This is a genomic window from Pseudomonas sp. WS 5071 (assembly GCF_012985765.1).
GTDB classification, from domain to species: Bacteria; Pseudomonadota; Gammaproteobacteria; order Pseudomonadales; family Pseudomonadaceae; genus Aquipseudomonas; species Aquipseudomonas lundensis_A.
Map to the genome: position 1 here is coordinate 20,477 of NZ_JAAQWY010000001.1, position 12,147 is coordinate 32,623.

General features: G+C 58.2%; 6 protein-coding genes. 4 read left to right on the forward strand and 2 right to left on the reverse strand.

The window, feature by feature from the left end; genetic code table 11:
• Positions 1-118: 118 nt before the first annotated feature.
• Entirely contained in the window at positions 119-4,348 is a 4,230-nt protein-coding gene (locus HBN61_RS00080) for a membrane-targeted effector domain-containing toxin (RefSeq protein ID WP_170045932.1), read from the reverse strand.
• A 119-nt stretch (positions 4,349-4,467) separates the two neighbouring features.
• On the reverse strand, positions 4,468-6,570 hold the full coding sequence (locus tag HBN61_RS00085; protein ID WP_170045933.1) for a TonB-dependent receptor family protein: 2,103 nt from the start codon (positions 6,568-6,570) through the stop codon (positions 4,468-4,470).
• 282 nt (positions 6,571-6,852) lie between these two features.
• On the opposite strand from HBN61_RS00085, the gene HBN61_RS00090 reads away from it, so the two are divergent.
• The 4 genes from HBN61_RS00090 to HBN61_RS00105 all read left to right on the forward strand — a co-directional run bounded on the left by HBN61_RS00090 (position 6,853) and on the right by HBN61_RS00105 (position 12,127).
• Positions 6,853-8,610 carry a carbamoyltransferase family protein gene (locus tag HBN61_RS00090; RefSeq protein WP_094991913.1) on the forward strand — a complete coding sequence of 586 codons (1,758 nt, stop codon included), beginning with the start codon at positions 6,853-6,855 and terminating at the stop codon, positions 8,608-8,610.
• Positions 8,594-9,724 carry a glycosyltransferase gene (locus tag HBN61_RS00095; protein WP_094991914.1) on the forward strand — a complete coding sequence of 377 codons (1,131 nt, stop codon included), beginning with the start codon at positions 8,594-8,596 and terminating at the stop codon, positions 9,722-9,724. The genes HBN61_RS00090 and HBN61_RS00095 overlap by 17 nt, the downstream gene beginning before the upstream one ends.
• Entirely contained in the window at positions 9,724-10,620 is an 897-nt protein-coding gene (locus HBN61_RS00100; RefSeq protein ID WP_170045934.1) for an antimicrobial resistance protein Mig-14, read from the forward strand. The genes HBN61_RS00095 and HBN61_RS00100 overlap by 1 nt, the downstream gene beginning before the upstream one ends.
• Before the next feature lie 112 nt (positions 10,621-10,732).
• The gene (locus HBN61_RS00105; protein WP_170045935.1) at positions 10,733-12,127 is read left to right on the forward strand and encodes a PIG-L deacetylase family protein; all 1,395 of its coding nucleotides are present in this window, start codon (positions 10,733-10,735) and stop codon (positions 12,125-12,127) included.
• The last annotated feature ends 20 nt before the right edge of the window (positions 12,128-12,147 follow it).

Sequence of the window (12,147 nt, forward strand, 5' to 3'; positions counted from 1 at the left end):
GGCCCTCGTATCGTCGTTGCCGAGGGGCGGGGAAGTGTGCGCTCTTTTGGTAGACGCTTCACAGACCTCGCCCTCGTCAATGAGGTCAGGCCGCAGCTGTGCAGACGGCGAGCGGGGTTCAGTGAACCAGCCGCACGCCTATCCTGTGCAGATCATGTTTAAGGTCGACGAGAAAGTCGTAGCGTTTTTGGTGAATGCTGCCCCAGCCGGGACGGTCAATATAAAACTGCCCGTCATCCTGAGTGCGGATGGGCGTACGGATAATCTCGTTAGATGTGGATCGGTGAATGATTTGCCCCCCGTCCGGCGCGTTATCAAATAGAAATAGACCGGGCTGGTGCAGTTTTGCTTCGATGTGCTCAGGCGTCAGGCCCAGTTTTATTGGCTCCGCGCCGCTGATTTTGACTTCAAGCCAGTAATCGTTTTTCAGGAAGTTATGCCCGAGGATGCCGCTTTTAGGCACTATTTGGCTAATGTTTTGCCGCAGTTGATATTTGCTGCCCGAAGCCGAGTCTGAAACGCGAACGCCGATCACGCCTTGCAGTTCTGCGAGTCCGGGCACCCCCTTGAACCGGTTCGCATGGGTATTTCCCGTCAAAGCAATCCACTTTTGGCCGCCGTTTTTTGCCTGATGGGTTCGGATAACCTGTGAGGCGAAGTAGCTAAACATGGCATGGCGTTGAATATTGGGGCCATCCGTGTTCATGCCTTGCGGGTTATAGCTGGCCATGCAATCGAGTGCGACGATCTCCAGGCCGTGGCGCCTTGCCTCTCGTACCAACTGGCTATACGTGTGATCGCTGGAAGCCGGAAGTTGGTGCCCTCTGTCCTGATCTTTAAGGAACGACTTTAAGGCCGGGGGCATTTTTCCGGTTTTGGCATAGTCATCCAGCATCGATTGATGCAGATCGGTTTGAAGGTGCTCCAGGTAAATCACCTTCACATCATGGGCGGCCAATTCCCCCATGTGTTTGATAAGCACTTTCTTGGCACTCAGGTCGGAATGACTTTCCCCGATGACAATGCCTCGGGACTCTTCAAACAACGATCTGAACAGATCGTCGGGCGTTGTTTTTACCGGCAGTGCAGGGCGCGTGGGTCGAGGTTTTACAGGCTCTTTGGCGAAAAATGTCTGGGCGTCGGCAAACAGCTTAAGGCGCAGTTGAGTAAAAAAATTCGCCGTGCGCGCATGCTCGGGATTGATGGAGAAATAGTGAGCGTCAAGCAGGCGGGGGTGGTGAGCGATCAGGTTTTGCACCTGGGCATGAACATGTGCAGGCACATCGTACTCGCTCAGCAGGCTGGCCGGTGCCTCGACGGGCACATCAAGATGATGGAGTGTCAACGGTTCCCAACGCTTTTGAGCGCCTGATCCCGATTTGATTTCCCAGCGCCTTGACTCCAGGCGCACCTTGAATGGGCCTGTCACAGTGGCGGTGCCCAGGGGTGTCTTCAGGTACCAATGGCGGCCCATCCAGCCTTTGTAAACTTCAAATACCAGGCCACTTTGTTCGATGTAGTGTTTGTCGCTTACCTGATAAATGCCATGGGCGTCTGCGCTGTGTGCGCTGAGGTCAATATCGCTCACCCGCGCATGTTTGATTAGCCGTGTAATGCCGCTGTTCTGTGTCAGCAAGGGGGATTGATCGTCCACGTCCCAGCGCCCTGCTGACAGTTCCCGCACGGGTGTTTGATGGCGTGCGCCAGGATGGCGTTCGTCAATGATGCGCCACGTGGTATCCAGGCTGTCGTAGCGGGCGCGATACCGATGACCCTTGGCATCTTCCACATAGTGCAGGGCCGTGCCCGAGGTGCCTGAGGTCGATTCGTACACGCCTGCGCCATATTCTGCGCCCGTGCGCAAAGTCAGGCCTGTCGAGTCACCTTGACTGGCGGCCCCGGCGTTGAGCCGTGGCGCGGGTGATTTGACGCGCTGGCGTATGGCGCGTGCGAAAACCGCCGAGCCTGCAAAGTCCGATACGCCATCGGTTACGTGGGAAATAGCCCCCATGAAGTGCAGAAAGGCTTCGTGTTCTTCGTCGCGCTTCAGTGCGTCAACGCCTTGTGCGACTTGAAACACAAAGCGTGCCGCGACCAGAGGGAGTAGAAACTTGGTGGGCAGTACGAAGGAAACAACGTCAACAATTGCCAGTGCAGCCTCCTTGGCGGTGTTGACATTGCTTTCATACGTGGAGGTGGTTTGTTCATCCGCATCCCTGAAGGCGTAGGACACTTCGTTGTTATAAGACGCCTCGAATACGTTCTCCGGGATGATCGGCAACTGGACCGTGGCTGCGTCCAGTCCTGTTTTCAGCAGGGGCTTGAGATAAGGCCAACTGGCAGAGGTCACGCGCTGTTGCAGGTAGTTGTGCAGCGTGGGTCGCGACAGCATCTGGCCCAACTCACTGCGCGAGTGTGCAACCACAAACCAGGTCTTGTCGGGCGCATCGGGCAAGTAGCAGAGCAGGTCTGTTGAGTCGGTCGAGCTGAACACCAGCACGCCGGGCAGCAGGTTTTTATTCACCTGTAGCAGGTGCGCCCTGAACGGTGCCCGCAATGGGTTGCCGGGTTGATCGAGGACGGTCTGAATCCGGGCTGCCTGATCCGGACTCAGGGTGCCTGCCAGCCGGGCTTCAAGCATATCCAGCTGTAGCTGCGCCCGCCTGAGCGCCACATAGCGCTCTTTGCGCCAGCCCGCCTGAGCCGAGTTGACCAGCATCTCGTTGAGGTGAGCCTTATAGCGCTCGCCCACATCGACCGTACGCACCAGCCCTTTGACGTAATGTTTGGTCAGTCGCGCGTGTGGTGCGCCGTTGACGTCGATGACCTGAGCCGTGAGGGCAAACGTTACGTCCCACACGCCGACATTGGACAGCGCTAATTGGGTAAGGCTGAGTCGTGTGGTCTTGTAGCTGATGGAGGGGCCTGTCCTGCCAATACTGTTCCCCGCTGTGTAGGCCGAGCCAAAAATAGGGTAGATAACAGGCCCTGTCTGGATGGCCTCTGTGGTCAGGACGTAAACGGCATCTGGATTAATCTCAATGCCAAGGTCAATGTTGACCTGCTGTTTGAGTTGAGCCTTGGCGTACTCCAGCAGGGTTTGTTTTTTACCGCTGTGGGCGATGGGCTGCGCGTGCAGGGATTCTGAGGCTTCTTGTGCGTGAATCAGTTGATTTGTGGCCAGACGCCACTGTGCCTTTTCATCGTCCGTGGCGGTTTTGAGCCACTGCGGCAACTGTTGTTCAAACAGGCGGGCATATCGCGCGCGCAGGATGGCTGCGGGGTTTACGAACCAGCCAGCAGTCAGGGCCTGTTCGATCTGCTCAAACAGCGTGTCGGGGCTAACGGCTGCAAGCCCTGCCGTCTGGCCGCGTCGGGCGAGGGCGCAGGCATGCATCACGTCATGCGCGAGTTTGTCGATTAAATGCCCGGTATAGAGCTCCGGGGCGTTCCGGTCAGTTGCAACCAGCGTGACATGCTCCAGCGCGTGAACCTGTGTCTGCTCCTTGGCCAGAACCCCTCTGAGCAACGCCGCTCGTTGGTAAGGGTCCTTGAGCCTTGCGTGGAGTTCGTGCGTGAACTGCTGAAGTGAATCGAATGCCTCAATACCGTTATCCGGCGTATAGAGCACCATCTGACTCGATGCATTGGCCGTCTTTTGGTCCAGGGTTTTATCGGCAATGACGAAGGTGCCTGCCAGCTTGATATCGAGCATGGGTCTTTCAGCTTTCAGGAACACTTCATACACAGTCAGTTGGGCTTGCGACTGGGGAACAGATGCCTGAGTGCCGAAAAAGTGCTGAATGGCCTCGACCGCTGTACGGCTGAGGGTCTGGTCCGCAAGGCGCACCGCCGCTTCGTCCAGCACAAGATCTGTCAGGCACTGTGTCAGCCATTGTTGAGGCGCCAGAGACGCGTAAGCGGCATGCGGTGTTTGCCAAAATTCAGCCAGGGCATCGCGTGCGCAAAAGTCATAATTGCGAATGACATATTCAAGGTAGCTTTCGAGGTCGGCAGGGGGCAGCCCCGCGAGGCGTTGCTGCTCGATTAATGAGTAAGCGTGGCTGTAAACGTGGGTTGAGCCTTGTACGAAGGTAGGAGTGCTTTGAGTCGAAAAGCATTCCTCAATATGAGAGCTGATGGTTCTGCTGATGAGCACCGGTGATTGCCCGGGCTCGGGTGGCGCAGGATGGTTGATGTGCAAGTCCTGCGTGCGGCTGTCGCGGGGTATCCGCGGGAAGCGTGCGCGCAGCCGATGATTAAACGCGTCTTCAAGCGTAGGCAAATGCCCGCGCAGGGTGTGCAGTTTCAGCGCGGCACTTTTGAGGCGGTTCAGGTGAAGGGTCATGAGGCATCCCTGTCAATGCCCGCGCGGGAATCGCGCGGGTCTGTGCTGACAGGGGATCTCAGAACATTCAGCTCATGGCATTAGATAGATAGCGCGCGATGGCGCGCCCTCATCCCGCTTTAAAAGCTGTATTGCGCACCGGCTCCCGCATACCACGAGCGGCCGGGGGCGGCCTCGTAGAAGCGTTCGTTACCGTCGGCCACAATCACCGAGCCCACGTACTGGCGGTCCAGCAGGTTGTCCAGGCGCAGGGTCTGGTGGAAGGTCCAGTGTTCGACCTTCTGCTCAAAGCGTGCCCGCCAGTTGAAGACGCTGTAAGCCGGTGCCGCTTTTTTGCTGTTGGTGTCCTCGACGTACACCTTGCTGCGGTACATGCCTTCGACGGCAGTGCTGACCCAGTCAGCGGGCTTCCAGTTCACTTCGGCAAACAGCGTGGTTTGAGGTACGCCGGGCAGGTAATTGCCTTTGTCTACCGGGCCTTTGGTGCTGGCGAAATCACTGTCGTAGGTCGCTTGCAGGCGGGTGTAGGCGAGGGAGGTGGTCCAGTGTTCGCTGAGCTGACTTTCGACGCCCAGCTCGAAGCCGCGACGCAGGGTGCGACCGGCGTTTTGGTAACTGGTACGTCCACCGACCGAGCCTGCCACCACTAATTCATCTTCAGTAGTGATTTGAAAAATGGCGGCGTTAATGCGTGTGTTGTTGAGCTGTGCTTTGAGGCCCACTTCGTACTGCGTGCTTTCAGAAGGTTTCAGGCCGAAGTTGAAGCCTTCCTGGTTTCCCGGCGCGTAGGCCAGTTCGGCTTGAGTGGGTGTTTCGAACCCTTTTCCAGCACTGATATAGCCATGCAGCTCAGGTGTGAAGGCATACATCACGCTCATCGACGGCGTTGCTTTTTCATAACGTTTGGTGCCGCTGGCGTCACCGTTGCTCAAAAAGTGATCGTCGACATCCATTTCCATAGTGCTGTAGCGCAACCCGGCTTGAAGTGTCCAATCATCTATGGCCCAGTTTGCTTGCACGAATGGGTCCAGGCTGCGTGCTGTGTCTACTTCGTCGCGACGCATTTCACCTTTAACGCCTAGCTGGTCGCCATTGTAGTTTTGATAGCCATGACGGTTATCACGACTCTGATCAAAGTCCAGGCCGCTGATGATAACCAGTTCACCCGGTGCACTATCTATGGGTTGAATCCAATGCACATTGGCACCGTAAAACTTACGGTCAAATTGAACGACACCTCCACCGCGAGCGTTTGCCGGGTTGAGTGTATTGGTATTCCCGATGTACTTAGGAATCGCCAAATACTGAATCACGCTGCGCGTGCCGGTGTACGCATTGACCTGCAAGGTCGCGTCGCCGAAGTAGCGCTCGTAGTTCATGCCCAGTTGCTGATGATCGATGCTTTTGCGCGTGTTGTACTTGATTGCATTGGGCGTGACCGAGCGCGGGTCTGCCTTGTAGGCCTCCCAGCTTTGGCCCAGTGGATCCTGTGTGCCGTTTTGCTCAAGGCTGCTGTAGATCAGCGCCAGTTTGCTGTCGTCATCGGGCTTGAGGTTGAGCTTGGCGAACGTCTGATCGCGGCGCGCGGCGCTGTGGTCGCGGTAGCCGTCGGTGTCCATGCGCGAAGCATCGAGCACAAAGCCAACGCCCTCAGCGGCGCCTTCTGCCGTCAGGTGGTTTTTGCTCAGCCCGTCGCTGCCCACCAGGGTTTCAGCGCCGATGCGGGGCGGGCCTTCGCCATCGCGGGAAAACATCTGGATCACGCCACCGGCATTGCTGCCGTACAGCGTGGCTGCCGGGCCTCGAAGGACTTCGATGCGCTCGGCTGTGTCGAGGTTAAATGTCGCGGCCTGACCCTGACCGTCCGGGGTGCTGGCGGGAATACCGTCTGCAATCAGTTTGATGCCGCGCACGCCAAATGCGGAGCGCGCACCAAATCCGCGGGACGAAATTTGCAGGTCCTGCGCATAGTTCTGCCGGTTTTGCACCACCAGCCCCGGCACGCGGGACAGCACTTCCGAGGCGTTGATGCCCAATTGGCCATCGCTGATTTGCTGTTGGTTGATGCTATCGACCGAATAAGGCAAGTCAAAACTCGGGCTGACACTGCGTGATCCGGTGATGACGCTGGGGTCGAGTTCAAGTGTTTCAGCGAAGCTGGGCTGCACAAGGCAAAGGCCCGGCAGTAAAAGGGCAAAGCGGGCGGGTACAAAGCATTTCATGGGGGATATCGGGGTTCCGTGTGACGCGACCCGGCAGGGCGACGGGTTTCAGGCTAGCAGAGGGCGCGCAGTTTAGCGGGCGTAAGAGGCATCAGACGAGAACTTCAGAACGCATGACCTGCGATTCTGTCGGTTCCGGCGCGCAGGCGCGGCAAATAGCGCTGGGTCATTACCGCGCTCTTTACGCTATAATCCCGCCCTTTAGTTGTTTCCTGCGGTGCGGGGAGCACTTCATTTTTTCAGGCGCCCGCCGCCTGCCTGCATTCAAAAGAGGCACAACCTGTGGCATTGACGATTCTTGGCCTGTCCGGCGCCCTGAGCCATGACCCCTCAGCGGCCCTCTATATCGACGGCAAGCTGGTAGCAGCGGCCGAAGAAGAGCGCTTTGTCCGCGACAAGCATGCAAAGCACCGCATGCCTTACGAGTCCGCAAAATTCTGCCTTGAACAAGCGGGTATCAAGCCATCCGACGTTGACGTGGTCGCGATTCCTTTCGCCCCGATCAGCTTGTTCGGTGAGGCGCGCTGGCACTATGCCAAGCGTTACTGGTACGCCCCGGACCGTGCGCTCGACGCGATCCTGATGGGCAATCGTCGCTACAAACGCTACCGCAACAAAATTGTCTGGTGCCTTGAGCAACTGGGTTTCGACCCGAAAAAAATCAAGATCGAACCGGTTGAACACCACCTGGCGCACGCGTCCAGTGCTTACCACTGCTCCGGTTTCAAAGAGAAAACCGCGATTCTGGGCATCGACGGCAAGGGTGAATACGCCACCACCTTCTTCGGCTATGGCGAAAACGGCAAGATCACCAAGATCAAAGAATTCTACGACCCGGACTCCCTCGGCGGCCTGTATGGCGCGATCACCGAGTTCCTCGGGTTCGAGATGCTCGACGGCGAGTTCAAGGTCATGGGCATGGCGCCGTATGGCGATGCCAGCAAATATGATTTTTCGCGTCTGGCCTCGTTCGAAAACGGCGAGCTGGTGATCAACACCGAATACGCCAACGTGATCGGCCTGCGTCGTTACAAAGAGAAAGGCAAGGGGTTCTACTTCTCGCCAAAACTGATCGAGTGGCTGGGGCCAAAGCGTGAAGGCGACATCGCCGATGAACCTTACATCCACTACGCGGCCAGCATGCAGGCGCTGTTCGAAAAACTCTCGCTGCAGATGATCGACTATTACCTGGGTGACATCCTCAAGGAAAGCGGCAAGCTGGCATTCGCTGGCGGTTGTGCGCTGAACGTGAAGCTGAACCAGAAGATCATTGCCCGTCCTGACGTCAAGGAGCTGTTTGTACAACCTGCCTCCGGCGACGCAGGCACGGCAGTGGGGGCGGCGGCCTATGTGTCTGAAGCCCGTGGCGTGCCGGTCGAGAAGATGGAGCACGTGTACCTTGGCCCCGCGTACAGCAACGAAGACGTGATTGCCGCGTGTGCCCGTCACCCGGGCAAACCGGCGTACCGCAAGATCAACAACACGCCTGAGAACATCGCCAAAATCATGGTGGATGGCAATCCGGTAGCCTGGTTCCAGGGCCGTATGGAGTTCGGTCCGCGTGCATTGGGCGGCCGTTCGATCATCGGTTGCCCGAGCAGCGAAGGCGTAGCTGACCGCATCAACGAGCAAATCAAGTTCCGTGAGCGCTGGAGGCCTTTCTGCCCGTCGATGCTCGATACCGTGGCCCCGCAGATGATCAAGGTCGATCACCCGGCACCGTTCATGACCTTCACGTTTGAAGTGGCAGAAGAGTGGAAAACCCGCGTGCCGGAAGTTGTGCACGAAGACGGCACCTCGCGCGCGCAAGTGCTCAAGCGTGAATACAACCCGCGCTACTACGACATGATGAAAGCCCTTGAAGTACTGACCGGCAACGGCGTGTCGCTAAACACCTCGCTGAACCGCCGTGGCGAGCCGATGGTGTGCTCGCCCACTGACGCACTGAACATGTTCTTTGGCTCTGATCTGCAGTACTTGATCATGGAAGACATTCTGGTAGTCAAAGACGGCGCGGATGCTTATGACTCGCTCGACTGAGCGTCATGTGTTGCAGTTCTGCCACGGCTATGACGGGCCGTTTCTGGACTGTGCCCGTCAATACGCCAGCCTGTTCGCGGGCACCGGGTACAAGGTCACCACGGTCTTTCTGACCGGGGCGGCCGATCCCGAAGTGGCGGCGGGCTGCGAGTCGGACGAAGTGCTGTTCATGGAATTCAGCTCCAGCGCCATTCGTGGCCTGAAGCTGGGGGCCATTCGCGCGTTGCGCAAAATCGCCGCCTCGCGCTCGTTCAGTTTTTGCATCGCCCACCGCTTCAAGCCGATTTATATCGCTTTGTTGGCCACCGACTTGCCGGTGATCGGCGTGCATCACGCCTTTGGTGACTACCAGCGCCGCAGTCGCAAGCTGTTTGCGCACCTGTTCCGTAAGCGTCTGAGCCTGCTGGGCGTCTCGGATGCTGTGCGCGATGACATGCGCAAGTGCCTGCCCAAGTGGCCGACCGGGCGTATTCGTACGCTCTACAACCGTCTCGACATCCAGGCAGTTCAAGCCAGCCAGTTGCCACGTGCCGAAGCCCGTGCCGACCTGGGTTTGCCTGCTCAAGCCTTCATCGTGGGCAACGTCGGCCGTCTGCATCCGGACAAGGACCAGGCCACCCTGATTCAGGGTTTTGCCAAGGCATTGCCGCAACTGCCTGCTGGCAGTCAGTTGGTGATTATGGGCAAGGGCCGTCTGGAGCATGACCTCAAGGCGCAGGCCAACGAACTCGGGATCGCCGCTCAGGTGAATTTTCTCGGGCAAGTCCCCGACGCGCGCCGCTTTTTCCGCGCATTCGACGTGTTTGCTCTGAGTTCGGACCACGAGCCCTTTGGCATGGTGCTGCTTGAGGCCATGGCGGCAGGTGTTCCCCTGCTGGCCACGGCGTGTGGCGGTGCCAAGGAAGTGGTCGAAGGCGTGGGGATTTTATTCCCGCTGGGCGACGCTGACCATTTGGCTCAAGGTTTACAGCATTTGGCGCAACTCGATGACGCTCAGCGTCAAGCATGTGCTGAACTGATGCTGGCGCGCCTGCACGAGCGTTTTTCCGATCAGGCTGTACGCGACACGTTTTGGCAGTTGCCGCAAGTCACCGACCTGACTGCGGAGTCCTGATGCTTAATCGATTTCAGGGCTGGCGCGAGCGCGGCTGGCGCGCAGTTGACGCTCACACCTATGCCGCTGCCTGGCAGCGTTTTGGTGGCAGCGTCGCGACCCACCCGCAGGTGGTAGAACGTCTGGCAGACCTGGCCGGCATCCCGGTGCGTTACTTGGCCTGGGAGCACAACGGCGAGTTGAAAGCTGCAATCCCCACCTGGGGGCGCGATCTGGCGTTATCCAAAGATGTGCTCAAGCGTCACGGCAAAAAAGGGCTGTTCGATCTGGGCAATGCCGAGTTGATCCTGCCTGCTGCCGAAGACGCGCAAGCGCCGTTGCGCCATCGTGGGCGTTACCTGTCGCAACTTAATGAGGGGCGTTTCAGCACCTTGCAGCCGCAAGCCGAACAATTGGCCATGGCGCGTACCCCGGAAGAACTCTCGAAAAAATTCCGCTACAACCAGCGCCGCGAACTGCGTTTGCTGGAGGAGGCGGGCGGCGTGATACGTCCGGTTTCGACGTTTTCCAGCGTCGAACTGGCGGCAATTTATTGCGATTTGTTTCTGCGCCGTTGGGGGTTTGTCGCCACGGGGGCCGAGCGCATGGCTGAAGTGATTGAGTTGCTGCGTGAGTTTTTGATCGGCTCGGTGATCTTCCTCAACGATGCCCCGATTGCAATCCAACTGGTGTATCGGGTTGAATCGCCGCAATGGATCAGCGTCGAATACGTCAATGGCGGCGTCGACCCCGAAACCCGCGCGTTCAGTCCCGGCAGTGTGCTGAGTTTTCTCAATACGCAGTCGGCCTGGGAACAGGCCCGTAGCGTCGAAAAGCCTCTGCGATTCTCGTTCGGCCGCGCAGACCGCGAATACAAAGAGCGCTGGTGCAATTCGGTGCCTGTCTTCAAGGTGTGATTGGGGCAGGCGCGCTTCGCGATGCAACGTACACGGTGTTTAGACCGGGTTGATGCCATCGCGGGGTGAGCGCGCTCCTACAGGCAAACCGCTAGCAAACAAGAGCCCAGTGATGACTCGCAAACAACACCTCTTAAAGCGCCATCGACGCAACAAGCGCATCAGTTTGCTGGTCGGTCTGGTGATATTGATTGCCAGCGGTGTGCTGGTGGTCTGGTGGCTGCCGCTTGCGCTGGCTGTATTGGCCTGGGTTGCCCACGAAGCGTGGTTTGCCGACCACTTGTTTTACTCCCCCAAAGACGACTATCAATACCGCTTTGCAGCCGACAGCGAGTGCCCGGCGGTTCGCCTTGAAGGCAGTCACTTGCGCCTGGACGCCCCCATTGACCTTTGCGGCAACGAAACCATGATCCTCGCGCTTAAGGTCAAAAGTGGTTGGTTGGGGCGTTTTATTGACCCGTTTGTAATGTTTTCCGACGACCGACAAACCTTCGAGCGGGGCGTTAATGGCCTGCGCTACGTGAATCTCACTGGCAATGCCGACGCATTGATCGCAGGTCAATTGAGTATTCGTGGTCGTTATTGCCGGATCATGGGCCAGCCTCAACTGTGGGTCATGCGCCAGCCTGACTACCGTGAGCAGCGGGTCATGGTGATTGCACCTCACGCCGACGATGCCGAGCTGGCAGCTTTTGGTTTGTACAGCCAGGCCAAAGAAGCATGGATCGTGACCCTGACGGCAGGTGAAATCGAGGCCGAGCACTATCAACAGATGGGCTTTGGGCGCGCCGAAGCGGCTCGGCTCAAGGGCCGTTTGCGGGCCTGGGACAGTTTGGCAGTGCCACGCTGGGCCGGGGTGCCAGAAGCGCATTGCGCGCAGCTCGGCTATTTCTGCCTGCAACTGCCTGCCATGCAGGCGGCTCCTGACCAGCCGGTACCTTCACGCGAGGCCGACCTGACCGATACTCGCCTGTTTCGCCAGTTGAATACCTTCCCACTGCCGGGCGATCTGGACGGTGCGCCGACCTGGAACAACTTGCTGGCGGACCTGCGCGCGTTAATTCTGCGGGCCCGCCCTGAAGTGCTGGTGTTGCCGCATCCCGCCATCGACCCGCACCCCGACCATATTTGCTCCCATGCAGCCGTGATCGAGGCGCTTGACGGGCTTGAGTGGCAGCCGCAAACGGTATTGGGTTATGCCAATCACTTGCATGACAATGACCGCTGGCCAATGGGTAACAGTGGTGATGGCATTGCGCTGCCGCCGGTGTTCGACACCACACTGACGTTGCGGCCCCACTGCCTGTTGCTGAGTTCAGCACAGCAGCGTGACAAGGCGATGGCCTTGGGCATGATGCATGACCTGCAACCTCGTGCTGCGCTCAAGCGCCGCGTTCGTCGGTCGATACAGAAGCTCTTGGCTGGCCGAAAGCCATCACCTTGGGGTGAAAACGAGTTTTTCCGAAAAGCGGTTCGCCGCCATGAGCTGTTTTGGCGGCTCAACTAATAAGAAACACCGTAAACAGG